Below are 23,017 nucleotides of genomic sequence, written 5' to 3'. Positions count from 1 at the left end.
GAGCTGCTGATGATGTTGGTTGCGGTCGCCGCCGGGCTGCTGATCGCGGGCGGACTGGCCATCATGGTCGAACATCACCGAGTGCAGCGGGTGGAACGCCAATGGCTCGCTGAACATCCGGACCATTGGCAGAACCACCACCCGGTCTAGCGCGGTTCGGGGGTCGCTTGCCCGCACGGGCGCGCGGCGGCGACCAGCCGCCCCTTTCTTGTGTGCGAATTTGCTGAAACTATCCTGAGTGTCAATATTGCCGGTCACGGTTGTGAATCAGTTCACTGTCCGGCATTGTCCCTTACGGACCCTTTGAGCAGTATCAATCGTGGTTTGACCGGTCATGATCTGCGCAAGAACGGCACGAATGCGGGTGATCCCCTAATCACCTAACGGGGATTGCTGGACTAGCCCGGTACCTCCCGCATCAGGTAGGGGACCGCGCCCCATTTCAGGGCGGTGGCGTTCTCCATAGCGTGGCAAGCAATCACCGGATGGGCCGGCGAGCACGCGCTCCGAGATACTTAGGAAGGAACTCCTGATGGATTCCCTGCTCCAATTCATCCTTGACCTGTTCAATAACGAATCCGCTGCGCAAAGCTTTGTCGCGGATCCCAATGCAGCGCTGGCAAACGCCGGACTGGCCGATGTCAGCCCCGAGCAGATCCAGTCGGTTGCCGCCTCTGCGGTGCCGGGGCTCGACCTCGCGGGTGGCGACCCAGTGTCCGGGCTGGCGCAGGCCGTCTCGGGCCAATTTGGCTTCGCACCGGCGGAAGGTGTTGCACAGACACTGCTTTCATCGTCTGCCCTCTTACCTGAGGCGGACGCAGGGGTGAGCAGCGATTCGGCACTCAACCTCGGCGTCGACGGCGGATCGGCCGTTGCCGCCGGGCTAGGTGACGGGCTCGGTCTCGGACTCGCCGAAGGTCTAGGCGCAGGGCTCGGTGCCGCGCTGGGAGGCGGGACCGGTGTTGGTGTCGGTACGGGCTTTGGTGGTGGTGCTGAGGTCGGTGGCGGTTTCAACGCTGGGTTGGGTGCTGAGTTGGGCGGTCAGGCCGGTGTTGGCGCGGGCTTTGGTGGTAGTGCTGAGGTCGGTGGTGGTTTCAACGCTGGGTTGGGTGCTGAGTTGGGCGGTCAGACCGGTGTTGGTGTTGGCACGGGCCTTGGTGGTGGGGCTGAGATCGGTGGCGGTTTCAACGCTGGGCTGGGTGCTGAGCTCGGTGGTCAGGCCGGTGTTGGCGCGGGCTTTGGTGGTGGTGCTGAGGTCGGTGGTGGTTTCAACGCTGGGTTGGGTGCTGAGTTGGGTGGTCAGACCGGTGTTGGTGTGGGGACGGGCTTTGGTGGTGGTTTCGGCCTCGGCGGCGGCGCTGAAGTTGGTGGTGGTGCTGAGTTGGGTGGCCAGGCCGGTGTTGGTGTGGGGACGGGCATTGGTGGTGGGGCTGAGATCGGTGGTGGTTTCAACGCTGGGCTGGGTGCTGAGTTGGGTGGCCAGGCCGGTGTTGGTGTGGGGACGGGCTTTGGTGGTGGGGCTGAGATCGGTGGTGGTTTCAACGCTGGGTTGGGTGGGGCGGTCGGAGCAGGCGCCGGTGCCGGTGGCAACACGCAATTCGGCGGGGGAGCCGCCGTGGCCGGGCACAACGGCTTTGGAGCCCAGGGCGGGGCACAGCTGGGCGGTGGCGGCCAGTTCGGTGCCGGTGCACACCTCGCCGATCGTGCTCGTATCGGTGACAGCAATGAAGTTGACGCCGATCGTCGTACGACGGGCAACGGCACCGCGACCGCCGGCGCACCTAACGTTGCAAATGGCGTGAACGCGCAAGAGAACGCGAACTTCAGCAGCACGTCCAACGTCGGCTTCAGCAGTCCGCTCGGCGGGGCCAGCCTCGGCAGCCAGAGTGCCGCCGCCGGTGGGGGAGCGATCGGTCTGGGCGGCGGTGGCCTGACAGCGGTCGGCAATACCGCGGCGACGAGCGCGACGGCGGCGGGGCTGAGCAGCCCCCTGGGCGGTGCCACCCTCAGTGCGCAAACCGCGGCGAGCAACACTGCGGCCGTGAGCTTCTTGCACGACGACGGTGCCGCACTTGGCGGCCACAGCAACGTCGGTGGCTCTTTCATGGGACAGGCCAACGTGCCCCCGGCTGCTTCTGTCGCGGAGGCTGATGTGGCGAGCCACTCCACCGTCGGCGCGGGAGCCGGCACCTCCGGCAGTGGCGCGAGCTTCCTCAATCACGAGGCAACCACTCTGGGAGTCCACAACAGCGCTCAGGCGGCTGGTTCGGTCAATAGCGCTGAGACGGTCGGCCACGCCACCGCTGGTGGGAACACGGCCTTCCAGAGCGGTTTTGGTGGCCAGGGTCAGGGTGACATCTTGAGCCACGACACGGCGGTCCTGGGCGGCCACAGCACCATCAACAGCGGCGCCACGGCCACCTCGGCGACGACAGCTCACGGCTCTGCGGCCACACCGCCGCAGACCAGTGTCATCAGCGCAGGCGGCTCGACTGCGACCGGCGCTGAGGTGACCACCAGCCCGCACAGTGGATCGGTGATCACCAGCGCGCAAGGCAATGTCGATGCCGGCGGCGCAACCTCGTTGGGTGGCGGTCACGCGACGACGACGGTCGACCAGCACGCGGTGATCGGCTCGTCGGCCCATGCAGCGGCACCCGAGACACCGGATCACACGGCCGACGACCCGTCAGCCCACGCGAGCACGGACTACTCCAGTCACTCCGTCTTCGATACGAGCCACGATGCTTCCGCCTCGCACGCGCAGGAGAGCACGGATCTGTCCTCGCACAACCAGTTCGACCATCACCTGGGCTTCTGAGCCGATGAAGACCTGACACGAATCGGCGGGGATCGCATGGTCCCCGCCGATGTGTCGATTTGTATCAGTAGTGTTCTAACCCAATGACTTCCAATCTCATGCGTCGGCGCCCGAGGATCCGAACCTCATCCGCCGGTGCGACGGAGGTTGTCCTCGACGCAGCGGATGAATGCGTCACAGGAGGGCGGACCGCACGTTGCCGCCGGGGCGATCAGGTCGACCTAACGGACAATCCGGCTCGGCCGCCCGTTCCAGTGGACGTGACATCCCCGACGTCGAGGACCTTCGCCTCTAATCCGCCCAGCAGCCGTAGGCGCACCCTGGCAGCGTGATCAGATACCACCTCGACGACACCACCGGGGTACTTGTGGTGCATCCCGAGTCGGCCTTCGACAAGAGCGACTTCGCCGAGCTGGCCGAGGCCGTCGACCCGCACCTCGAAGCGGTCGGCGACCTGGCCGGCGTCATTATCGACGCGCCGCATTTCCCGGGCTGGGACGGTTTCGGGGCGATCGTGAGCCACTTCCGCTTCGTGCGTGAACACGAGAAGCACGTCAAGAAGATCGCCGTGGTCACCGATTCCCATCTCGGCGACCTCGCCGAACATCTGGCATCACACTTTGTATCCGCGCAGATCCGGCACTTCCCGGCCGGGGACGTCGAGCCCGCGCGGCAGTGGATCCTCGGGGACTAGCCGCATCTGCAGTTCGGTCATACCCGATGGGGCACATCGGCGATGAGGCCCCCGTCCATGACGAATTCCGCGCCGGTCGCGAACGACGATTCGTCGCTGGCCAGAAAAACGACGAAGGTCGAGACCTCGGATGGTTCGCCGATCCGGCCCAAGGGAGCGGCCACCAGGTCGTCGGGCATATGTGCGGTCATCGGTGTGCGGATCATCCCCGGGTGAAGCGAGTTCACCCGAATGTTGTTGGGTGCCAACTCCAGCGCGGCCGACTTCGTCAAACCGCGGATCGCCCACTTGGAGGCGACGTAGCCATGGTTTCCCGGGGTGCCGCGCATCGCCTGGATCGACGACATATTGATGATGGACCCACCGCCCGCGTCGGTCATCGGGTCGACCACCGATGTGATGCCAAGCAGGGTCCCGGTCAGGTTCACGTCGATGACTCGTTGCCAGCGTTCGCGTTCCAAGTTGCGCAGCGTGCGCCGATAGACGATCCCGGCATTGTTCACCAGCACGTTCAGGGTGCCGAATTCGCGCAGTGCCAGCGCCACCGCCGCCGACCAATCGTCGGGTTCGGTGACGTCAAGATGGACATACCGTGCCGCATCGCCGAGTTCTGCGGCCACCGCCGCGCCCTCGTCGTCGAGGACATCACCCAGCACCACGCGCGCACCCTCGCCGACCAGCAGGCGCGCATGCGCAGCGCCCATGCCGCGAGCCGCGCCGCTGATCAGGGCGACTTTGCCGCACACGCGTCCCATGGGCGGCAGGCTACCGGGCATCGCGGTGGAACGCACCAACCCGTATCGGCTGGTGGGCGTTGACGGCGGTGGTGTAGCGCCGCCCCCGAGTGGGAACTCCGGTGCCGATCACTACAAGGAGGCGCACATGCTGCACGGTGTCGTGCTCGCGGCAAGCGACAACATCGAGGCCGCGGGGTTCATTCTGCGCGGCATCAAGGGCATCTTCGTTGCCGTCGGCAGCATCATCGCGGCCATCGTCTGCGCTGTGATCGCCGGGGTGAAAGGCCGAAATCCGTTCGGCTGGGGGATTCTGGGCTTGTTCTTCAGCATTCTGACGCTGATCGTCATCATCGTGATACCGAGCAAGAAGTCGTCAAGCCGGTAGTTCAGGTCGAAACCCTTCGAGGACCGCTCGTACCCCGACGTCCCAGCGTCGGTTGACCGACTCTGCCGACGTGCCCAGCCACCGGCCCCCCTCCTGGACCGCCAAACCCTGAGCCAGAGCGAGCAATACGTGCGCGATGTCGACAGGGTCGCCAGCCAGGAGGTGCGCGTCGATGCACCGCTGGACCTTGCCGACGAGGACCTCACGCACCGCCGGTGCTGCCGCCGGCTCGTCGGGGTCGGGGCCGGGATCGCGGAATGGCCTGCTGAACATCACCCGCGCCAGCGCCGGATATGTCAGGCAGAACCGGCGGAACACGGGGATCAGGGCCCGCACGTCGGCCAGGGCGTCATTGGTGTCCGGCAGGGCGGTGAGCTCGCGGCCCAGCCGCCGGAACCCCTCGAAGAACACCGCACGCAGCAGTCCCTCCTTGTCGGAGAACAGCTCATAAACCGCAGGCACCGACGTGCCGGCCCGTTCGGCCACCCGGCGTGTGGTGAAGCCGGACATGCCCTCCTCGCACAGCGTGCCCACCGCTACGTCGACCACTCGGTCGCGCAGCTCCGGAGTGCGCTGCTTGACTCTGGGCACGGACTAGGACAGTCCGAACTCGGAGGCGATGTTGTCGATGCCGCTACGCATCGCGTCGAGCGTGGCCTGGCGGGCCCGCATCTTGCTGGCCACGTGCGCGCTGGCGTTCAGCGTGGTGAACTCGCGTGCGGCCTCCTCGGCGCGCGAGAGCACCAGGTCGTTCATCGCGATCTCGTCCACCCAGCCACCTGCCAGCGCGGTCTCACCCAGGAACGTCCGTGCCAGCCCCACTGCCTGCTGATAGGCAGACGGGGTGAGCCGAAGCCGCATCACCTCGAGCGCGGGGTAGGGCAGCACCATCCCGATGGCAACCTCGTTGGCTTGAAAGTTGTAGGTGGGACCGGCAATTCGGTGGTCGGTGCTGCACGCCAGAAATGAACCCATGGCGATGGCGTGGCCGGTGATCGCCGCGACGACCGGCTTGGGGAACGACAGCAGACGATGCGACAGGTTGAACCCGCCCTGCAGCATGTCGATGGAGGCCTGCACATCACCGGAGCGGAACACCTTCAGGTCGAAGCCACCACTGAACACCCGGTCGTTGCCTGCGATGACCACCGCGCCGGCGTCGTCGGCCTCGGCGCGGTCCAAGGCGCTGTTGATCTCGGCCAGCATGCTCGGACCCAGCACGTTGACCTTGCCGTCGTCCAGCGTGATCACGGCGATCGCGTCGTCTTTGCGGTAGTTCACGGGCCCGCTCATGGATGCTCCTTCGTCGCGGCGGTTTACTTTCGAAACGACGTTACGTAACGAAGTTCCGATCGCCAAGAGGCAATGCCAACGAACCCGGGTCGCGGCGGTTGCCGAAGCGGCGGCGTCAGCCGAAAAGTAGTGGTGCTCAGGTGAGTCGACGTTGAGCGGCCAGCGGACTGAAAGTGGCGAGTGCGCGCCGGCGGCGGGCGGCCAGCTCCACCGGCAGCACCGGGGCGATGCCGCACGCGAGCGCGAACTGCGTGGCGGTCAGCCCGTCGGCAGAGTTCATATCGCAGCGACCGAATGGTGGCGCCCCCTCCGGCAGCCCTCCGCCGTAGCCTTGCCCATCGGTGTACTGGTGGGCGACCTTGCCGGGGTAGGGCGGGTTCGAGCCGTAGGCGGCGATGACCAGTCGCACACCGGGCGGCTTGGTAGGCCAGAGCCGATTCAGGTCGCCGACGTTGCCGTAACCGATCACCTTGGCCGTCGACCCGAGGTAGGCGCCGACGGCCTGGTACGCGGCGTTGATACCGGCGGACTGGTCACCGGAGATCTGCCCACCCCACGACTCGACGTCGATCATCACCGCCATCCGTGGATGCGGGGAGCGCACCTGCGAGGTGAAGGTGTCGACGGTTTCACGCCAGTTCGGCCGCCACACGAAGTAGACGATGAAGAAGCTCAGGCGCCCGGCGTCGACATTGCGCAGGCACCACCCGTAGTTGTGCACCCACCGGCGATCACGGTAGGTGCCGTCATTGGACCGGATACTCAGCACCGGATACGGATAGGTGTCGTTGACGCCGACCTGCCACTCGGAGACATCGGCATACACGGTGTCGGCCACGGCGAATCTTCCCGGTTATCAAAGAGAATGGGGCACTGCCCCTATCGACGACGCTACTGCAGTGCGGGCGATCAGGCACCCATCAGCGTGCGCCACTGGTCCAGGTTCGACGCCTTGTAGACGTAATTGGTGCGCTTGACCTCAGAGAGGTTGGCGCTGGGCTGGATGGAATACCAGTGCCCGGGAAACACGGTCGGGTCGCCGGACAGGGCGGCCAGCTGCTGCAGGCTGCGGAACATCTCGTCGACATCGCCGCCGGGGAAGTCGGTGCGCCCGCAGCCGTCGAGGAACAGGGTGTCGCCGGCCACCAAGCGCCCGTCGAGCAGGAAGCACTGGCTGCCCGGCGTATGACCGGGGGTGTGCAGCAGTTCGATCTCGATGTCGCCGACATCGACCTTGTCGCCGTGTTCGTGCGCTGTCAGATCGCTGACCGGTATGCCGGTGACGCGGGAGACCCACAGAGCTTCGTGGGTGTTGACGTGGACAGGCACCTCGACGCGCTCCAGCAACTCGACCAGGCCCTTGAGTGTGAAGCCCATCATCGTGCCGCCGACATGATCGGGGTGGTGGTGGGTGACCAGCACACCGGACAGGTGCATGCCGTCGGCTTCGAGCGCATCGAGCAGATCTCCGGCGGCGTATGCCGGGTCCACCACGACGGCGTCCCCGGTCTCGCGGTCGCCGATGAGGTAGGCGAAGTTGCGCATCTGCTGCGCCATCATGTCGCCGGCGGCGAAGTCCCGGCCGGAGAGCAATTGGCGGAAGTACAGGCGATCGCTCGAAGGCATGGCTACCAGTATGGCGTCCCGCCGGTCCACCTCGGCCCTGGTGTCGGAAGGCCGCAGCTCGTCGTCGGCTCCCAACCGGGGTAACGGTGTCGGAATGGGCGGGGAATAGCCTGATCAGAGCGCGGTTTGGCTGAGCCCCGCCGCAGGCTGTACCCTCTTTAAGGCCCTCGGCGCAGCTTGCTGCACGCCGCGGGTTAGGCCCCCTTAGCTCAGTCGGTAGAGCGTTTCCATGGTAAGGAAAAGGTCAACGGTTCGATTCCGTTAGGGGGCTCGGTGGGCACACGGACCTCTGGGCGCGCGGAGCTCCGCACGGTGCCGATCGGGGCGGTGTAGCTCAGCTGGTTAGAGCGCACGACTCATAATCGTGAGGTCGGGGGATCGAGCCCCCCCACCGCTACTAGGTAGAAACAAACGAGATCGTGAAAGAAGGCAACGAACGTGGCCTCCAGTACTGACGTACGGCCGAAGATCACTTTGGCCTGCGAGGTGTGCAAACACCGCAACTACATCACCAAGAAGAACCGCCGCAACGACCCCGACCGGCTGGAACTCAAGAAGTTCTGCCCGAACTGCGGCCATCACCAGCCGCACAAAGAGTCGCGCTGATCTCGGTCGGCCGCCGGTTCGGCGGTCGGCGAGAAGTGCCGAGGTTTGACTAGGTAGGTTCTGCCCTGTGGCTTTGTCCAAAGGTTTAGTCGGAGCGCACTACCGCCATCCCGACTACTACGTGGTGGAGCGCGAGAAGATCCGCGAGCATGCCATCGCCGTCAAGAACGAGGATCCGTCGTTCTTCTCCGAGGAGGCTGCCGCCGAGCTGGGCTATGACGGCGTGCTGGCCCCGCTGACGTTCATCTCCATCTTCGGCTACCGGGCCCAGTCGGCGTTCTTCGACTACGCCAACATTGGCATCACCGACAAGCAGATCGTGCAGGTCGACCAGGTCTTGAAGTTCCTCAAGCCGATCAAGGCCGGCGACAAGCTCTATTGCGACGTCTACGTGCACGACATCCGGCAGGCGCACGGTACCGACATCATCGTGACGAAGAACGTCATCAGCGACGAGGATGGCGAAGTAGTACAGGAGACCTACACGACGCTTGCCGGGCGAAGTGAGGATGACGGAGAGAGTGGCTTCAACGATGGCACTGCGTGAGTTCAGTTCGATCAAGGTGGGCGATGAACTGCCCGAGCGGGTGATCACCCTGACCCGTGCCGACCTGGTCAACTACGCCGGCGTTTCCGGCGACCTCAACCCGATCCACTGGGACGACGAGATCGCCAAGCAGGTGGGCCTGGACACCGCGATCGCCCACGGCATGCTCACCATGGGCCTGGGTGGCGGCTACGTCACCTCCTGGATCGGCGACCCGGGTGCGGTCACCGAGTACAACGTCCGCTTCACCGCCATCGTGCCGGTGCCCAACGACGGCGTCGGTGCTGAGATCGTCTTCAGCGGCCGGGTGAAAGCTGCCGATCCCGAGACCAAGTCGGTGACGATCGCCCTGACCGCCACGACCGGAGGAAAGAAGATCTTCGGTCGTGCCGTCGCGATTGCGACGTTGGCGTAACCATGGCAATCAAGACTGACATCCGCGGAATGGTCTGGAAGTACCCGGACACCTACGTCGTCGGGCGCGAACAGATCCGGCAGTATGCGAAGTCCGTGAAGGCCACCGACCCGGCCACCCATGACGAGGACGCTGCTCGGCAACTCGGGCACGACGGACTGGTAGCACCGCTGACATTCATGTCGATCTTCGCGGTCATGATCCAGCGGCACTTCTTCCAGCACGTCGACGTGGGCTTCGAGACCCTGCAGATCGTGCAAGTGGACCAGAAGTTCAAGTACCACCGCCCGATCAAGGACGGCGACCAGCTGACCGGAACCATGTACGTGGACTCCGTTGACGAGCGGTTCGGCGCCGACATCGTCACCACCCGCAACGTCCTCGTCGACCAGCACGGTGAAGTGGTGATGGAAGCCTTCACCACGCTGATGGGCCACGAGGGCGACAACTCGATTTCGGCGGGCTGGGACCCCGAAACCGGCCAGGTGTTGCGCAAGCCGGTCAGCCACGACAACGAAGCGGCGGATTAACACCTGCCCGGTGCGCCGTTGTACACTCGGACCTCGGGGTTTTCCCACGTGAGCGCGCTGTCCGTCGGTTCGGGTAACCGGGCGGGGAGCGCGCGAGCTATGTGGGGGGACATCCGACAGAGGGGCGTAGCTCAACTGGCAGAGCAGCGGTCTCCAAAACCGCAGGTTGCAGGTTCAAGTCCTGTCGCCCCTGCTCATAACTGAATAGGCACGACTGGACGTGGTGGACACTGGAGGGTGTATCACCGGGTTGGGTACTCAGCCCAGACGGACTCGACACAAAGGAGCATGCGGTGAGCGACGAGCGCGATAGTGCCGACGCCGCAGGCGACGACACACAGGCCGGCAACGAGGACACCACCGGTGGCCAGACCGTCGTCGTGACCCGGCCCGCGCGTCCTACCGGCAAGCGTTCCCGGCGAGCCGGTGCCACCGCGCTGGCCGAGCCGGAAGAAGTCGAATCGAGCGCCGAGGAACTTGGCGTCGAGGAGAAGCCGGAAAAGAACCGCAAGGCCAAGAAGAAGACGAGCAGCGGCCCGTCGCGCAACCCGATCCTGTTCGTGTGGAACTACCTCAAGCAGGTTGTCGCCGAACTGCGCAAGGTGATCTGGCCTAACCGCAAGCAGATGGTCAGCTACACCACGGTGGTGCTGCTGTTCCTGGCCTTCATGGTGGCATTGATCGGCGGGGTCGATCTGGGGCTGGCCAAGCTCGTGCTGCTGGTGTTCGGCTAGCGAACGCTGACGTTTAGAGAGGACTGACTTACCGTGACAACCCCCGAAGGCGATACGCCCACGGGTGAGGACGTCGACGTCATCGACGAAGCTGCATCGGCAGCGACGTCGGACGTCGATGAGACCACACCTGAGCTCGAGGCGGCGCCTGACGCTGAGGCGACGCAAGCCGCCGGCGAGGCTGCCGAGGAGGAACTCGACCCGGCCGCCGCGCTCAAGGCTGAGCTGCGCAGCAAGCCGGGCGACTGGTACGTCATCCATTCGTACGCCGGCTACGAGAACAAGGTGAAGGCCAACCTCGAGACGCGCGTGCAGAACCTCGACGTCGGCGACTACATCTTCCAGGTGGAGGTGCCCACCGAAGAGGTCACCGAGATCAAGAACGGCCAGCGCAAGCAGGTCAACCGCAAGGTGCTGCCGGGCTACATCCTGGTACGCATGGACCTGACCGACGACTCCTGGGCCGCGGTGCGCAACACCCCCGGCGTGACCGGCTTCGTCGGCGCGACGTCACGGCCGACAGCACTGTCGCTGAACGACGTGGTGAAGTTCCTGCTGCCGCAGGGTGCTGCGAAGAAGGCGGGCAAGGCGGCCTCATCGGCGGCCGCGGCCGCGTCGTCCGAGGCCACCCTGGAGCGACCGGAGATCCTGGTCGACTTCGAGGTCGGCGAGTCGGTCACCGTCATGGACGGGCCGTTCGCGACGCTGCCCGCGTCCATCAGCGAGGTCAACGCCGAACAGCAGAAGCTCAAGGTGCTGGTGTCCATCTTCGGCCGCGAAACCCCGGTCGAATTGACCTTCACCCAGGTCGCCAAGATCTAGTAATTCGGGCTTCGGCCCCCAGAAAGGAAAACGAACACCCATGGCCCCCAAGAAGAAAAAGGTCACCGGGCTCATCAAGCTGCAGATCCAGGCCGGGCAAGCCAACCCGGCGCCGCCGGTCGGCCCTGCGCTCGGCCAGCACGGCGTCAACATCATGGAATTCTGCAAGGCGTACAACGCCGCGACCGAGAATCAGCGCGGCAACGTCATCCCCGTGGAGATCACCGTCTACGAGGACCGCAGCTTCACGTTCGCGCTGAAGACCCCGCCCGCCGCCCGCATGCTGCTCAAGGCCGCCGGTGTGCAGAAGGGTTCGGCCGAGCCGCACAAGACCAAGGTTGCCAAGGTCACCTGGGACCAGGTGCGCGAGATCGCCGAGACCAAGAAGGAAGATCTCAACGCCAACGACATCGACGCCGCTGCCAAGATCATCGCCGGCACCGCCCGGTCGATGGGCATCACGGTCGAGTAAGTACTTCGGCGCTGCACGGGCAGCGTCGACGCGTGGCAGGGCTGGCATCGGCCCGTAGTGACCACGACTCCAACGAAACAGATTGGAATCTGCAATGAGCAAGACAAGCAAGGCATACCGCGAAGCCGCCGAGAAGGTGGACAAGAGCAAGCTCTACACCCCGCTCGAGGCCACCAAGCTGGCCAAGGAGACCTCGTCGAAGAAGCAGGACGCGACCGTCGAGGTGGCGATCCGGCTGGGCGTCGACCCGCGCAAGGCCGACCAGATGGTCCGCGGCACGGTCAACCTGCCCAACGGCACCGGCAAGACCGCCCGCGTCGCGGTGTTCGCGGTGGGGGAGAAGGCCGAAGCCGCCATTGCGGCCGGCGCGGACGTGGTCGGCAGCGACGACCTGATCGAGAAGATCCAGGGCGGCTTCCTCGACTTCGACGCCGCGATCGCCACCCCGGATCAGATGGCCAAGGTGGGGCGGATCGCCCGCGTGCTGGGCCCGCGCGGTCTGATGCCGAACCCCAAGACCGGCACCGTCACTCCCGATGTGGCCAAGGCCGTGACCGACATCAAGGGCGGCAAGATCAACTTCCGCGTCGACAAGCAGGCCAACCTGCACTTCGTGATCGGCAAGGCGTCGTTCGATGAGAAGAAGCTGGTCGAGAACTACGGTGCGGCACTGGACGAGATCCTGCGGGCCAAGCCGTCGTCCTCGAAGGGCCGCTACCTGAAGAAGATCACCGTGTCGACGACCACGGGCCCCGGCATTCCGGTCGACCCGGCCGTCGTGCGGAACTTCACCGAAGAGGCGTAACGCTTTTCGTTCAAGTGGCCACCTACCTGCGGTAGGTGGCCACTCGGCGTTTGGGGGGTGGTGGGCGACCGGCACTCGGATTGTCGCCAGCGTTGCGTGTCCAGACGTGGGCGCGGTTGGGATGGCGATTGAGCGCTTACCCGTAGGCCCAGTGGGCAACGCGTGTCGGCGCGTTGGGCCTTATCCTGCCCTATTATCCGTACTGTCCGTGCTTTCAGATCGTCGGCTCGCTGTGTTGGGTGGGTGACAAGTAAGCCGTGAGCGCGGGCGCTTGACCGGGCAGTTGGCTGTTGATCGTGAACTGGGGGGTGGACGCTACGTTTGTTTCACGTTGGTCGAAGCGGGCCATGCGAAAGGCAGTGCTCTGGTACAGCGTGACCAACCGCCACAGGAAGGCTACGGCGATCTTGGCTTGGATGGACTCCCAGAGTGTCAACGATGTCTTATTCGTGGGCACGTTGGGGGACGAGCATGCCGGTAATGCCGACATGGCGAACACAGGGATAGTCGAGCGGCGGATAGCGGCCGAACATACAGTGAAGATGAGCATCAACATCGAACCCGCGATAACTTCGTACCCTTTCCGTATCGCCGACGCGCGGGACATGCCTTTCGCTGATGACTTTGTCGACTTCGCGCTCGCTAACGCAATCATCGAACACGTGGGGCAAGAGGCTGAGCAGCGTAAAATGGTCCAGGAGATGACGAGGGTTGCTCGAACCTGGGTTATCACGACGCCGAACAAGTGGTTCCCAATCGAATCCCACACATCGGCAGTTTTTCTTCATTGGTTGCCGTCTTGGCGTAGGAAACACGGGCGAGAGTTCTCCCGACTGCTGTCACGGCGGGAGTTCCGCGACCTGCTGCCTGCCGGTACTACTCTTCACGGGAGATCGTGGAGTCCCACTTTCACGGCGTATTATGCCCGCTCGGGCTCTCGGGATGCGCATGTTCGCCATGAGAAGCGCTCATGATCGGCACCGGTAAGCTCGCTACCGTCGGCGATTCGAAAAACAGCGCTGCATAGGTGTAACGGCGGAAATCAGTACGCGCCGCTGTGGGTCAGGACTGCCCGCACCGTCTTAACGGCGATCAGAAGATCCGAGACCATCGACCAGTTCTCGACATAGAAGAGGTCGAGCCGAACGGAGTCTTCCCAGGACAGATCGGAGCGACCGCTGACTTGCCACAGACCGGTGATCCCCGGCCGTACAAGCAACCGCCGTTTGGCGTAGTCGTCGTAGGAGTGAACCTCTTTGGCCAAAGGAGGCCGCGGCCCGACCACACTCATGTCACGCTTCAAGACGTTGATGAACTGCGGTAGCTCGTCCAGGCTATACTTGCGCAAAAACCGCCCGATAGGCGTGATACGCGGGTCGTTGCGAATCTTGAAGAGCACCCCGCCCCTGCACTCATTCTGGTCAGCCAGCTCAACGAGCATCTTGTCGGCGCCGTCGACCATGGTCCGGAACTTGATCATTTCGAATGGCTCGCCATCCAGTCCGATGCGTTCCTGGCGATAGCAAACCGGGCCCCTACTGGTCAGCTTGATGGCGATGGCGATGGCGACCAGGGCGGGCAGCCCGCAGATTAGTACCAAGCTGGCGAAAAGCATGTCGAATAGTCGCTTCTGGAACCGCTTCGCACCGTGATATTGCGGCTTCTCGACGTGGATGAGTGGCAAGCCGGCCACTGGGCGCATCTGCAGACGGGGTCCGGCGATGTCAACGACGCCCGGCGAGACCAGCAGGTCGACGTTAAGCTTCTCCAATTCCCAGGACAGGTTCCGGATTCCTCGGCCATCAAGCCGCTCGGTGGCAGTTACTGCGACAGCGTGGCTGTTCGTGGCGGTCACCGCACCGACTACGTTTGCTTCGTCACCGAAGGTGGGGATGGCCCCGACACCGGGGACGTCAAGCTCGGTGCGGTTGTTCGGGCCGGAGATGCAGGCGCCGACAACCTCGTATTCAGACCAGCGCTCGCTGGCCAGCGACTTGGTCAAATCGCGAACTGCCGACGCGCTTCCGACGACAACCACCCGCGTGACACAGCGGCCGCTCTTCTGGCGTGTCCGCGCGACGACTTTGCGGGCTAACCATCGGCCTAGGCCAAGGAAGACGAACCCTGCTGGCAGCGCGATCATCAGGTAGCCGCGAGCGATCTCGAGCTTGAATAGCATCGAAATGATCGCGACGCCACCGAAAACCGCTGCTGTGCCTACCCACACGCGACGGTATTCCTCTGCTCCAGAGCCTATTATCCTCGGCGAGCGAGAGTGGTTGATCGACAGCGCCAACATCCAGACGACCGCGATTGTGAGAGATACAGCCAGGTAGTTCGCAAATCTCGGTGACTGCTCAGTAATCAGTCCGCCGAAGCGCAGCCAATGGGCAAGACCAACCGAGAAGACCACTCCCAACAGGTCGACTGCGCCCAGGCGGCGTGAATACCTCTGTTGCCACGACTCGACTGTTCCCTGAAGTGGGTCAACGTCCGCTGGGGATTCCAGTCGATCGTTTACCGCCGTCATTATCCCCCCAAACGCCCACTTCCCCGCAGGAACGTCGTTGACCCGATCATCTCACGGTCAGGGCACTTTCGCACAGGGAATCCTGTTGGTTGCAACATGTACCAGATGAGTGCAACCAGGCGATCACTCGATCATGAAAGTTGGTTCGCGTCGGCAAAGATCGAGGATGGGCGCTAGAGCATCGGCGATCTGGGCACCGACGATCTCGAAGAACTCCAGGTCTCGGCCGATCGGATCGGGAATATCAACCCGCCCTTGCGCGGCTAAGCGCGGTCGGAGCACGGCGAGGTCTTTGAGATCGCGCGGGTTGTGTTCGGCTGCCAGTCGAGATGCTTCGAGGAGTGTGAACGTTTTGTGAAGCTGTCGGGGCGCGAGCTCCAGAACGGCGTTGCGGTGTGCCCTTGTCATTGTCAGGACAAGATCGGCTGCTGACGCAATCTTGGCCGTGATTTGGCGCGCAATAAAGTTCGATGAGTCTCCTCCCAGCCTCTGGAGGACCAGTGCGGCATCAGGGTGCATGGGTTGCGAGATGACGGCTCGGGAGCCGGCGCTCGACACCTCGAAGCCTGGGATGTCCAGTTCAGCTGCGTAGGCGGCGGCAAGACGCTCGGCCGTCGGTGATCGGCAGATGTTGCCAGTGCACACAAATAGGATTTGCAGGGCCCGCTCCTAGCGCCGGTCAGATCCGTCAGTTCGCGTTCAGTATCTGCGTTGGGGTACGCGGGCCGCCACCGGGCTCACCTGCCGGCACGCGTGGGGCTGGGCGCTGCTACGGCCAATAGCCAGTGCAGGTCCTCACCTATTCGGTGCGGTGCAGCAGTGGTAGAAGTCCAATGGGTCTCAGCCCGTAGCCCACGGACGCGCATGGCGACCGGCGCTCGGTATGATCAGGCCCGTCGATTGCGAGGCTACCTCGCTGAACTGCTACAAACGGCGCCCGAGGACTGTGCTTTGCGAATCGTGGTCCACAATGCAGCGGAATGGACTGGTAGGGGCCCATTGTGAGCGGGGATCAGGGGGACCGGCGTCAAGACGTCGTTAAGTTAGTGTGCCTAAATGTCTCGCTTGGCCGACTTGACGGTGGTGGCCAGCGGCTGAAGGCATTTGTACGCGCGCTCGAAGCTGTAGATCTGCAGGTGCAACTCGTCGGCCTCGGTCCGCACGGCGGTGGGGCCGACGGGTCCGCTGCATCCAAGGTCCTGCATCAAGCCAAGCGGCGCCTGTTGCCAGTTCCGCTGCGGCGGCGGGCCGAGGCGGAATTGGCTACACGGGGCCGCCACGGACCCACCGTAAGCCTTGTTCCATCAGCGAACCGCTGGGCCCTGCGCACCCGTCCGACCTGGCTCGATTACTCCGATTTGTGGAGCAACATCGCGATCAATCACTCTGTAACCGTCGATCCAATCTCCGCGCTCGCGAATCGCGCTCAATCGCAATTGTGGGCTCGGCGTGAGGTTTCCGAGTACGCACAGGCCAACGCAGTGACAGTCGCTTCCTGGTCCGACCATGTGAAGCTGGGAAAGCACTCAGTTTGGTTGCCCCACCCAGTCACCGAATCGACTGACTCCTTACCCGCGCGGCGTACGTCACCACCGAAGGGGTCCGGGCTGATATTCGGATTGCTTGGCAACTTCGACTACCCGCCCAACCGCGACGCCTACGAGCGGCTGGTCCGGTATTGGCTACCCATTTTGCGGCCTACCGCGCAACGGATCGTTGTCGCCGGATTCGGGTCACAGAACCTTCCACGAGTGGCGAACGTTGACATCCTCGGACCGGTGGATCAGGTAGCCAGCTTCTACAACCAGATCGACGTTGCGCTCGCACCAGTGGAGCGCGGTGGCGGAATGAAAGTCAAAGTCGTCGAGGCGATGATGCATGGGCTTCCAGTCGTGGTGACTGAACACGTAAAGGAAGGTCTGCCCGACGCGCTGGTTGACGAGCTCATCGACTTCAATCGATTGCCGGACAGGCTCTCTACGCAAGAGGGGTGGCCGAGGGACCCACGTGAGAATCCGGCGGTCGCATCGGCTCTGGAGAGCTTCACATACCGGAGTTGGGAAAGAACGATTATCAAGTTGTGGCGAGACCGGATGGTGACGCCATGAGCGGATCAGAGGAGCCCGTGTCGGCTTCGAAACCCTCTGTGTCGGTCATCGTGGTCCTGTTCAATTCCCAAGCGACTCTTAAAGAGTGTTTGTCTTCGATACCGCAGAGCTGCGAGGTCGTCGTCGTTGACCAGCAGTCGGCTGACGACAGTATCGCTGTCGCGCGGCAAGTTCGGCCCGATGCGCCGGTAATCAAAGCCGGTGCGAATCGCGGGTTTGCCGCCGGCTGCAACCTAGGCGCGGCCAACGCAGCTGGGGACGTGCTCGTGTTTCTGAACCCCGACGCTGCGTTTCTGTCAGCGGACAGTGTGAAGATCCTGTCGGAATCGGCGATGTCGGACAACGCCTTGGTCGGACCCCGAATCCTCAATCCGGATGGCCACGATGAGACGAGGGCGCGACTCTGGTCGACAATCTTGTCCGAGCTCGGGGAAGTGTTCCTGCCCAAGAGATTTGAAGTTGGTCCCTTTCGCCGGGACATCCCACCAGATGACAGAGTATATCGAACGGGGGGAGAGGTCCCGTATATCCAGGGATCCTGCATGGTGATAACCGCCGACAATTTCTGGCGGGTGAACGGGCTCGATGAGCGGCTCTTCTTGTACCGAGAGGAAGAGATTCTGGCCCTACGACTCCAAGAAATCGGAGTAAAGACGCTGCTCGAGCCGCGAGCAATGATCTCGCATATCGGAGCGAAATCCACTTCCCAGCTGGGGGAGTTCTCGGTCGCAAACTACTATCGCTCGGAAGCGATGTTCTTCGCGACGCGCTACTCGAAACCGGTGGCTGCTGCCGCGGTGATTGCGCTGTGGACCATACTGATGGTAATGGCTGTGTCGGCTCCCGCTCGCAGCATAATCGGGTTGCGTGCTGACAAGCGATATCGCTGGTACCGGGCTGCTGCGTCAGGAGTCGTCAGCGGCTGGCGGCGTCAGATCGTCGAGCCCCCACCGGCGCGTCGAGGCGCGGAAGCCGCCTTGAAGTGAGGATTCTCGTCGACGGGTTCTGGTGGCTTGAAGGGCCCCAGTCCAACCGGATGGTCTTGGTTGAACTCATGACTCACTGGGTTAGCCTCTATCCCGACGATGAGCTGATTCTGGCGGTACGGCGTACGTCGACGGGGGCATCGGATCCGCTGATTCATGGGGTCGAGATCGTGCCCACCCGCCTTCGGTTACATCCTGCGATAAATGCGATCGAGTTACCTATCATCGCTCGCCGCCGCTCGGTTGACGTTGTCCTCGCCTTCAATTTTGCTGCGCCATCGAAGCGCAGTGTCGTCTTCCTCCACGACGTGATGTTCCAGTCCAATCCGGAGTGGTTCACACCGCTTGAACGCGTTTACTTTTCGGTGATGCCCATCCTGGCGCGCAGAGCTGGATCGGTGATCGCCACATCGGAGACCGAACGACAGCGAATCGCCACTTGCAACCCGCACCTGGGTCGCGTGGTGGGTTGCGGTTTGGCGATGTCGTCCTCCCTGGAAGCCTCCGCCCCGGTAGAACCTAGTCTCGGCCTTGGGATCAACTCGTTTGCACTGTGTGTTGGCCGCCTGAATGTCCGGAAGAATCTCGAGATCACCATCCGTGCGATGCGACGATCGGGCCTGCTCTCCAGGAGCTTCCCTTTGGTGGTCATCGGGGAACCATCGGGGCGAATCGCTAATACAGCCGAATTCGCTGACGCCGTCGCGGAGGGCGAGCTCATCATGGCTCCCCGGCTCGAAGAGGCCGAGCTGAAGTGGTTGTTTATGAACTGTGCGCTGTTCTTGTGTATGTCCCTGGATGAAGGATTCGGTCTTCCGGTCGTGGAGGCCGCTTCGTTCGGAGCGCCTGTCCTGGTAAGTGACATCCCGGTGTTTCGTGAAACGCTTGGCTCGTACGGCACTTTCGTCGATCCGACGGACGCAGACACGATCGCCGCGTACGCCCGTCAGATGGTCGGCGCCGGGGTCGTGCGGGACCGGTACGAGGCGCCGTTCACCTGGAACTTTGTTTGTGCGACGATCCGAAATGAGTTGCAACGTGTGGCCAGAGTTCTGCAATGAGACCCCTAGGCTGACTCCCCGCGCAGACTTAGTGGCGAATGATCGCGTCGAAAGGGTGGACCATGAGGACTGTTGAGGAGATCTTTACGGAGACGATCGAGGTAAAGTTGCGGATCCTGAAGGATGAGGCCTTGCTGGCCAACGTTCGTGCCGTCGGCGAGCGGCTGATCGCCGGCTATCGCGATGGGGCGCGTGCCTACATGTGTGGCAATGGTGGTAGTGCGGCGGATGCTCAACATTTCGCCGCAGAATTAACTGGCCACTTCATCTTTGACCGTCCTCCGCTTGGTGCTGAAGCGCTGCACGGTAATTCGTCGCACATGACAGCGGTTGCCAACGACTATGACTACGAGACTGTTTTTGCCAGAGCGCTCGAAGGATCCGCTCGTCCTGGCGACACACTGATCGCAATTAGTACGTCGGGTAACTCCGCGAACGTCGTTCGCGCGGCCACGACTGCACGAGAGTTAGGCGTGACCGTGGTCGCGATGACCGGCCAGTCCGGCGGAAAGTTGGCGCCGCTGGCGGACTACCTCCTGAACGTGCCATCTACCGATGTCGGGCGAATCCAAGAATCTCACATCGTGTTTATCCATGCGATCTCCGAGCATGTTGAACACGCCCTCTTCGCGGCCAAGGAGTAAGGCCATCGGTCAGCTCGGGATCATCAGGAAAATCGTCGCCGATCGAGCCGGTCGCGAGTGGTGTCTTTTTTTGGATAGGGACGGCGTGCTCAACCGTCGAATCGTCGGTGACTATGTCCGGAACTGGAACCAGTTTGAATGGCTTCCGGAGGCCATCCCGGCCTTGCGAGTCCTTCGCGACTGGGCGCCGCACATGGTAATCGTCACCAATCAGCAGGGAGTCGGAAAGGGACTGATGAGCGCCGAAGACGTCGCGGAGATCCACCAGCATGTCCAGCAGGACCTCGCGGTGACCGGGGAGACCATCGACGACTTTCAAGTGTGTCCGCACCTCCAATCTGTGGAATGCGCCTGCCGCAAGCCTAGACCGGGGTTGGTTCTCGACTGGCTGGACCGAAATCCGCGCTGTGACGGTGCGCTGAGCGTTATGGTCGGCGACAGCGCCGGCGATCTTGAATTGGCACTCAATGTGAGCGCCGTGACGGGTGGGTGTGCGAGCATTCGTATTGGGCATGATGAGTTCAACGGGGTCAGCGACGCAGCCTTTGGTTCGCTGTGGGACTTCGCGTGTGCCGTTAGGCATGCGAGGGGGGAGGGCGTCGGGTGACAGTCTTACGTGGGCGAGCGCCCTTGCGCCTCGGACTCGGCGGTGGTGGGACCGATGTGGACCCGTATTCGAGCGAGTTCGGTGGAAGGATTCTGAACGCCACCATCGACAAGTACGCGTACGCATTCGGGGAACGCGGGTCGGGTGACACCATCACTTTTCATTCGCCAGACCGGGACCGAAGTGGTGAGACCACTATCGACGACCTGGCGAGTCTCGAGGATGATTTTCCGCTGCACGTCGCCGTCTATCGGCGTGTAATTGCCGAGTTCAACAGTGGCACACCGTTCCCGATAAATCTTGCCACCCAGGTCGATGCGCCTCCCGGATCAGGCCTGGGTTCATCGTCAGCGCTCGTCGTCGCGATGCTGCTGACCACATGCGAGCTCATCGGCGTATCACCTGGCCCGTACGAGCTCGCGCGAATGGCGTGGGAGGTCGAGCGCATCGATCTCGGCATGGCCGGCGGTTGGCAAGACCACTACGCGGCGGCCTTCGGCGGGTTCAACTACATGGAATCCCGAACCAATGGCGAGGTCGTGGTCAATCCGCTTCGGATACGACGCGAGGTGATTGCTGAACTCGAAGCATCGCTGCTCCTCTATTTTGGTGGTGTATCGCGACTTTCGTCGGAAGTGATCGCGGAGCAGCAACGAAATGTCGTTGAGCGAGATGAAGATGCGCTCGAGGCCACCCACGCCATTCGAGCTGAGGCCCTTGAGATGAAGGACATTCTCGTCGTTGGCGACATTCCCGGCTTTGCCGAGTCGTTGCATCGTGGCTGGGAGGCAAAGAAAAAGCTTGCATCCCGGATCTCGAATCCCGCGATAGAGCGGGCCTACCTGGTAGCAGCGGCTCACGGCATGGTTGCGGGCAAGGTGTCAGGTGCTGGTGGTGGCGGGTTCCTCATGATGATCGTCGACCCCCGTCGCCGCATCGAGGTTACAAACAGTCTGGAGAAAGAGTGTGGGGGTTCGGTGATGCCTTGCCTGTTTACCAAAGACGGGGCGACGACCTGGAAGATACCAGCACGCAAGCAGGTAGTGAACCGCTCCACGTGAGCCGAAATCGACTGCGCGATTGGTTGCGGGTGGGCGGCGCCCCGGCCCACCCGCGTGGCGAGATGGTAGGTCGGTGATTTACGCGCGGGACCGTACACAGAGGCGCTGGGGAAGGCGGCCGAGCACACCCGTGGGTGAAATACGGCCAGTGGACGAGTCATACAGCCCCATAGCGGCCGGCCTAACTACGTCTTGCCCGTGTCCATGAGCCAGTAACCCGAGGGCGCAACTAGAGGTATCGACGGGTGGCCAGGCAAACAATCTCCACCCCGTGCTCGTCGTCTCGATAGCAAACTGCGGGCCCGCCGATGGCGACGGTGAAGTAGCACGTCACGGTCCGGGGAGTTCCATTGAAGACTCTGATGGACCACGTGGACATCATCTTTGTCTACCAACGGCTAGGAGCCGACCCAAGTTGCTTCGTACCAGTGCGCCACTCCAATAAGACGCTTTCTCACCAAAATGATGGCCCGATCCGCGTCGTTGCAACCGTTGATACCATCAATCTTCGGTTGTGACGGGAAGAAGTCCCCGGTAGCCTCTGAGCTGGATCCGGACCCTCGGATCTCACATCAATAGGCGGAATCAACTGTATCCATTCCGTTATTTGGGGGTAATTTGCAATGGACGGGCTACTTGATGGTAATAGTCTATGGCAATGCTATGAAACTGATCATGAGCGGGCAAAGTATGAACGTCGAATAAACGATTTCCTGTTACCAATCATTCGCCGTCATCGTCCTTCCAATATTCTTGAGGTGGGAGCGGGCAACGGCTATGGCACGCTCTACTTGGCGAATTTGGGTTTCGATGTCCATGCGGTCGACCCATTCTTTCGAGACGACATCCAGACGGATTATCCGTTTATGCACAAGGGTTCGGGACTGTCGATGCCATATTTCGAGGATTCGGCTTTCGATCTTTCATTTTCACTCGAAGTGATCGAGCACGTAGGTACGGTAGACGGCATGCTTGGCCTAGCCGCGGATTTTCAGGAGCAGCGGTTTCAGTTCATAGCTGAATTGTGCCGCGTTACACGCCATGCGGTGATTTTGGCGACACCCAATAAGCGGTTCCCGGTGGACGAACATGGAAGCTCATTTCTGGGCAGCTTCCGCGTTCACTCGCCGTTTGAACGCGAGACGCTCTCCGTTCGGGAACTAAAACGGATGTTTGCGGTGCATGGATTTGAGATTTCTGAGTATCTAGATCCGCTTGGGTACTATAGTTTGGAGCGGGTTCAAAAGTTATCCGGTCGTCGGCTCGCCAAAGTCATCAATTCTGGCCTGAGGGCTACGAATAACCGACTGCTGGGGCAAACATTTCTCAATCCGCACCTGTTCCTTAGCTTCAGGCGGGCTTGATGAGAATTTCGACAGTCGCATGACTTCGTCTTGCTATCGACGGGTCTGGTTGAGGTGACTCTTGGTAGGGGCCGGAAGTGCTGAGGGGCCCCAAATCGTATTCGTGCTGAGTGAAAGGGCACCAGCTGAAGCTGGTTTAGTTGAGTAGAATTTCAGCTGGTTCCCGCAA

General features: G+C 62.5%; 28 protein-coding genes, 3 tRNA genes and 1 pseudogene. 23 read left to right on the top strand and 9 right to left on the bottom strand.

Features of this window, described 5'->3' with window-relative positions; genetic code table 11:
• Positions 1 to 532: 532 nt before the first annotated feature.
• Positions 533 to 751 (top strand): annotated as a pseudogene (locus ADBZ9K_RS12515) (IniB N-terminal domain-containing protein); the annotation flags it as partial.
• A 168-nt stretch (positions 752 to 919) separates the two neighbouring features.
• Here the strand turns inward: ADBZ9K_RS12515 and ADBZ9K_RS12510 are convergent.
• Positions 920 to 1,693, bottom strand: a complete 774-nt coding sequence (locus ADBZ9K_RS12510; RefSeq protein WP_526620950.1) for a hypothetical protein — start codon at positions 1,691 to 1,693, stop codon at positions 920 to 922.
• Positions 1,694 to 1,798: 105 nt separating this feature from the next.
• Between ADBZ9K_RS12510 and ADBZ9K_RS12505 the strand changes: the two genes are divergently transcribed.
• Complete coding sequence (locus ADBZ9K_RS12505) at positions 1,799 to 2,821, top strand: hypothetical protein (protein WP_526620948.1); 1,023 nt, start codon at positions 1,799 to 1,801, stop codon at positions 2,819 to 2,821.
• A gap of 328 nt (positions 2,822 to 3,149) precedes the next feature.
• Entirely contained in the window at positions 3,150 to 3,515 is a 366-nt protein-coding gene (locus ADBZ9K_RS12500; protein ID WP_526620668.1) for an STAS/SEC14 domain-containing protein, read from the top strand.
• A gap of 17 nt (positions 3,516 to 3,532) precedes the next feature.
• Here the strand turns inward: ADBZ9K_RS12500 and ADBZ9K_RS12495 are convergent, their stop codons facing one another.
• Positions 3,533 to 4,270 carry a glucose 1-dehydrogenase gene (locus ADBZ9K_RS12495; RefSeq protein WP_526620666.1) on the bottom strand — a complete coding sequence of 246 codons (738 nt, stop codon included), beginning with the start codon at positions 4,268 to 4,270 and terminating at the stop codon, positions 3,533 to 3,535.
• Between ADBZ9K_RS12495 and ADBZ9K_RS12490 the strand changes: the two genes are divergently transcribed.
• Positions 4,269 to 4,637 carry a hypothetical protein gene (locus ADBZ9K_RS12490; protein WP_526620664.1) on the top strand — a complete coding sequence of 123 codons (369 nt, stop codon included), beginning with the start codon at positions 4,269 to 4,271 and terminating at the stop codon, positions 4,635 to 4,637. The two genes, ADBZ9K_RS12495 and ADBZ9K_RS12490, sit on opposite strands and share 2 nt — an antisense overlap.
• On the opposite strand, the gene ADBZ9K_RS12485 is transcribed toward ADBZ9K_RS12490, so the two are convergent.
• From ADBZ9K_RS12485 to ADBZ9K_RS12470, 4 genes are all read right to left on the bottom strand, one after another.
• A complete protein-coding gene (locus ADBZ9K_RS12485; RefSeq protein WP_526620662.1) occupies positions 4,626 to 5,228 on the bottom strand; it encodes a TetR/AcrR family transcriptional regulator in 603 nt (200 codons plus the stop codon). The two genes, ADBZ9K_RS12490 and ADBZ9K_RS12485, sit on opposite strands and share 12 nt — an antisense overlap.
• Positions 5,229 to 5,231: 3 nt before the next feature.
• Complete coding sequence (locus ADBZ9K_RS12480; protein ID WP_526620660.1) at positions 5,232 to 5,930, bottom strand: crotonase/enoyl-CoA hydratase family protein; 699 nt, start codon at positions 5,928 to 5,930, stop codon at positions 5,232 to 5,234.
• 136 nt (positions 5,931 to 6,066) lie between these two features.
• Entirely contained in the window at positions 6,067 to 6,768 is a 702-nt protein-coding gene (locus ADBZ9K_RS12475; RefSeq protein ID WP_526620658.1) for a glycoside hydrolase family 25 domain-containing protein, read from the bottom strand.
• 71 nt (positions 6,769 to 6,839) lie between these two features.
• On the bottom strand, positions 6,840 to 7,556 hold the full coding sequence (locus ADBZ9K_RS12470; RefSeq protein ID WP_526620656.1) for an MBL fold metallo-hydrolase: 717 nt from the start codon (positions 7,554 to 7,556) through the stop codon (positions 6,840 to 6,842).
• A gap of 198 nt (positions 7,557 to 7,754) precedes the next feature.
• Between ADBZ9K_RS12470 and ADBZ9K_RS12465 the strand changes: the two genes are divergently transcribed.
• The 11 genes from ADBZ9K_RS12465 (at position 7,755) to rplA (ending at position 12,487) form a co-directional block, all read left to right on the top strand.
• Positions 7,755 to 7,827 (top strand) — tRNA-Thr (locus tag ADBZ9K_RS12465).
• 52 nt (positions 7,828 to 7,879) lie between these two features.
• A tRNA-Met gene (locus ADBZ9K_RS12460) sits at positions 7,880 to 7,953 on the top strand.
• 41 nt (positions 7,954 to 7,994) lie between these two features.
• Positions 7,995 to 8,162, top strand: a complete 168-nt coding sequence (gene rpmG / locus ADBZ9K_RS12455; protein WP_083118336.1) for a 50S ribosomal protein L33 — start codon at positions 7,995 to 7,997, stop codon at positions 8,160 to 8,162.
• 67 nt (positions 8,163 to 8,229) lie between these two features.
• On the top strand, positions 8,230 to 8,709 hold the full coding sequence (gene hadA / locus ADBZ9K_RS12450; protein WP_526620655.1) for a (3R)-hydroxyacyl-ACP dehydratase subunit HadA: 480 nt from the start codon (positions 8,230 to 8,232) through the stop codon (positions 8,707 to 8,709).
• Positions 8,696 to 9,124: a (3R)-hydroxyacyl-ACP dehydratase subunit HadB gene (gene hadB / locus ADBZ9K_RS12445; protein ID WP_526620938.1), complete on the top strand. Its 429-nt coding sequence runs from the start codon at positions 8,696 to 8,698 to the stop codon at positions 9,122 to 9,124. The genes hadA and hadB overlap by 14 nt, the downstream gene beginning before the upstream one ends.
• Positions 9,125 to 9,126: 2 nt before the next feature.
• Positions 9,127 to 9,654 (top strand): (3R)-hydroxyacyl-ACP dehydratase subunit HadC, encoded by a 528-nt coding sequence (gene hadC / locus ADBZ9K_RS12440; protein WP_526620653.1) that lies wholly within the window; start codon positions 9,127 to 9,129, stop codon positions 9,652 to 9,654.
• 120 nt (positions 9,655 to 9,774) lie between these two features.
• Positions 9,775 to 9,847, top strand: a tRNA-Trp gene (locus tag ADBZ9K_RS12435).
• Between the two features lie 100 nt (positions 9,848 to 9,947).
• Entirely contained in the window at positions 9,948 to 10,388 is a 441-nt protein-coding gene (secE, locus tag ADBZ9K_RS12430) for a preprotein translocase subunit SecE (protein WP_526620651.1), read from the top strand.
• A gap of 33 nt (positions 10,389 to 10,421) precedes the next feature.
• The gene (nusG, locus tag ADBZ9K_RS12425; protein WP_526620649.1) at positions 10,422 to 11,210 is read left to right on the top strand and encodes a transcription termination/antitermination protein NusG; all 789 of its coding nucleotides are present in this window, start codon (positions 10,422 to 10,424) and stop codon (positions 11,208 to 11,210) included.
• Positions 11,211 to 11,250: 40 nt separating this feature from the next.
• Positions 11,251 to 11,682, top strand: coding sequence for a 50S ribosomal protein L11 (rplK, locus tag ADBZ9K_RS12420; protein ID WP_526620647.1), 432 nt, complete (start codon positions 11,251 to 11,253; stop codon positions 11,680 to 11,682).
• A gap of 94 nt (positions 11,683 to 11,776) precedes the next feature.
• Positions 11,777 to 12,487: a 50S ribosomal protein L1 gene (gene rplA, locus ADBZ9K_RS12415; protein WP_526620645.1), complete on the top strand. Its 711-nt coding sequence runs from the start codon at positions 11,777 to 11,779 to the stop codon at positions 12,485 to 12,487.
• A 214-nt stretch (positions 12,488 to 12,701) separates the two neighbouring features.
• On the opposite strand, the gene ADBZ9K_RS12410 is transcribed toward rplA, so the two are convergent.
• Positions 12,702 to 13,043, bottom strand: coding sequence for a hypothetical protein (locus ADBZ9K_RS12410; RefSeq protein ID WP_526620946.1), 342 nt, complete (start codon positions 13,041 to 13,043; stop codon positions 12,702 to 12,704).
• Between ADBZ9K_RS12410 and ADBZ9K_RS12405 the strand changes: the two genes are divergently transcribed.
• Complete coding sequence (locus ADBZ9K_RS12405) at positions 12,976 to 13,461, top strand: methyltransferase domain-containing protein (protein WP_526620936.1); 486 nt, start codon at positions 12,976 to 12,978, stop codon at positions 13,459 to 13,461. The two genes, ADBZ9K_RS12410 and ADBZ9K_RS12405, sit on opposite strands and share 68 nt — an antisense overlap.
• Before the next feature lie 68 nt (positions 13,462 to 13,529).
• On the opposite strand, the gene ADBZ9K_RS12400 is transcribed toward ADBZ9K_RS12405, so the two are convergent.
• The gene (locus ADBZ9K_RS12400) at positions 13,530 to 15,017 is read right to left on the bottom strand and encodes a sugar transferase (protein ID WP_526620644.1); all 1,488 of its coding nucleotides are present in this window, start codon (positions 15,015 to 15,017) and stop codon (positions 13,530 to 13,532) included.
• Between the two features lie 123 nt (positions 15,018 to 15,140).
• Positions 15,141 to 15,662 (bottom strand): arsenate reductase/protein-tyrosine-phosphatase family protein, encoded by a 522-nt coding sequence (locus tag ADBZ9K_RS12395; RefSeq protein WP_526620642.1) that lies wholly within the window; start codon positions 15,660 to 15,662, stop codon positions 15,141 to 15,143.
• A 356-nt stretch (positions 15,663 to 16,018) separates the two neighbouring features.
• Between ADBZ9K_RS12395 and ADBZ9K_RS12390 the strand changes: the two genes are divergently transcribed.
• The 7 genes from ADBZ9K_RS12390 to ADBZ9K_RS12360 all read left to right on the top strand — a co-directional run bounded on the left by ADBZ9K_RS12390 (position 16,019) and on the right by ADBZ9K_RS12360 (position 22,848).
• The gene (locus ADBZ9K_RS12390) at positions 16,019 to 17,125 is read left to right on the top strand and encodes a glycosyltransferase (RefSeq protein WP_526620640.1); all 1,107 of its coding nucleotides are present in this window, start codon (positions 16,019 to 16,021) and stop codon (positions 17,123 to 17,125) included.
• Complete coding sequence (locus tag ADBZ9K_RS12385) at positions 17,122 to 18,111, top strand: glycosyltransferase family 2 protein (RefSeq protein WP_526620638.1); 990 nt, start codon at positions 17,122 to 17,124, stop codon at positions 18,109 to 18,111. The genes ADBZ9K_RS12390 and ADBZ9K_RS12385 overlap by 4 nt, the downstream gene beginning before the upstream one ends.
• Positions 18,108 to 19,172: a glycosyltransferase family 4 protein gene (locus ADBZ9K_RS12380; protein WP_526620636.1), complete on the top strand. Its 1,065-nt coding sequence runs from the start codon at positions 18,108 to 18,110 to the stop codon at positions 19,170 to 19,172. The genes ADBZ9K_RS12385 and ADBZ9K_RS12380 overlap by 4 nt, the downstream gene beginning before the upstream one ends.
• A gap of 38 nt (positions 19,173 to 19,210) precedes the next feature.
• The gene (locus ADBZ9K_RS12375; protein WP_526620634.1) at positions 19,211 to 19,816 is read left to right on the top strand and encodes a D-sedoheptulose 7-phosphate isomerase; all 606 of its coding nucleotides are present in this window, start codon (positions 19,211 to 19,213) and stop codon (positions 19,814 to 19,816) included.
• A 31-nt stretch (positions 19,817 to 19,847) separates the two neighbouring features.
• Positions 19,848 to 20,423 (top strand): D-glycero-alpha-D-manno-heptose-1,7-bisphosphate 7-phosphatase, encoded by a 576-nt coding sequence (locus ADBZ9K_RS12370; RefSeq protein WP_526620934.1) that lies wholly within the window; start codon positions 19,848 to 19,850, stop codon positions 20,421 to 20,423.
• Complete coding sequence (locus tag ADBZ9K_RS12365) at positions 20,420 to 21,484, top strand: GHMP family kinase ATP-binding protein (RefSeq protein ID WP_526620632.1); 1,065 nt, start codon at positions 20,420 to 20,422, stop codon at positions 21,482 to 21,484. Before ADBZ9K_RS12370 ends, ADBZ9K_RS12365 begins: the two co-directional genes overlap by 4 nt.
• Positions 21,485 to 22,107: 623 nt before the next feature.
• Positions 22,108 to 22,848, top strand: a complete 741-nt coding sequence (locus ADBZ9K_RS12360) for a class I SAM-dependent methyltransferase (protein ID WP_526620630.1) — start codon at positions 22,108 to 22,110, stop codon at positions 22,846 to 22,848.
• Positions 22,849 to 23,017 lie beyond the last annotated feature (169 nt).

Origin of the sequence: Mycobacterium sp., from assembly GCF_965229265.1 — a bacterium.
GTDB lineage: Bacteria > Actinomycetota > Actinomycetes > Mycobacteriales > Mycobacteriaceae > Mycobacterium.
The sequence above is the reverse complement of the archived record's forward strand: the minus strand, read 5'-3'. Positions and strand labels throughout refer to the sequence as shown.

Coding starts and splice junctions, on each gene's coding strand:
- hadC (WP_526620653.1), top strand. CDS start 9,127: ATGGCAATCAAGACTGACATCCGCGGAATGGTCTGGAAGTACCCGGAC.
- ADBZ9K_RS12360 (WP_526620630.1), top strand. CDS start 22,108: ATGGACGGGCTACTTGATGGTAATAGTCTATGGCAATGCTATGAAACT.
- ADBZ9K_RS12490 (WP_526620664.1), top strand. CDS start 4,269: ATGGGCGGCAGGCTACCGGGCATCGCGGTGGAACGCACCAACCCGTAT.
- ADBZ9K_RS12400 (WP_526620644.1), bottom strand. CDS start 15,017: ATGACGGCGGTAAACGATCGACTGGAATCCCCAGCGGACGTTGACCCA.
- ADBZ9K_RS12410 (WP_526620946.1), bottom strand. CDS start 13,043: ATGTTGATGCTCATCTTCACTGTATGTTCGGCCGCTATCCGCCGCTCG.
- ADBZ9K_RS12405 (WP_526620936.1), top strand. CDS start 12,976: ATGGCGAACACAGGGATAGTCGAGCGGCGGATAGCGGCCGAACATACA.
- rplK (WP_526620647.1), top strand. CDS start 11,251: ATGGCCCCCAAGAAGAAAAAGGTCACCGGGCTCATCAAGCTGCAGATC.
- ADBZ9K_RS12470 (WP_526620656.1), bottom strand. CDS start 7,556: ATGCCTTCGAGCGATCGCCTGTACTTCCGCCAATTGCTCTCCGGCCGG.
- ADBZ9K_RS12495 (WP_526620666.1), bottom strand. CDS start 4,270: ATGGGACGCGTGTGCGGCAAAGTCGCCCTGATCAGCGGCGCGGCTCGC.
- ADBZ9K_RS12480 (WP_526620660.1), bottom strand. CDS start 5,930: ATGAGCGGGCCCGTGAACTACCGCAAAGACGACGCGATCGCCGTGATC.
- ADBZ9K_RS12375 (WP_526620634.1), top strand. CDS start 19,211: ATGATCGCGTCGAAAGGGTGGACCATGAGGACTGTTGAGGAGATCTTT.
- rplA (WP_526620645.1), top strand. CDS start 11,777: ATGAGCAAGACAAGCAAGGCATACCGCGAAGCCGCCGAGAAGGTGGAC.
- ADBZ9K_RS12385 (WP_526620638.1), top strand. CDS start 17,122: ATGAGCGGATCAGAGGAGCCCGTGTCGGCTTCGAAACCCTCTGTGTCG.
- hadB (WP_526620938.1), top strand. CDS start 8,696: ATGGCACTGCGTGAGTTCAGTTCGATCAAGGTGGGCGATGAACTGCCC.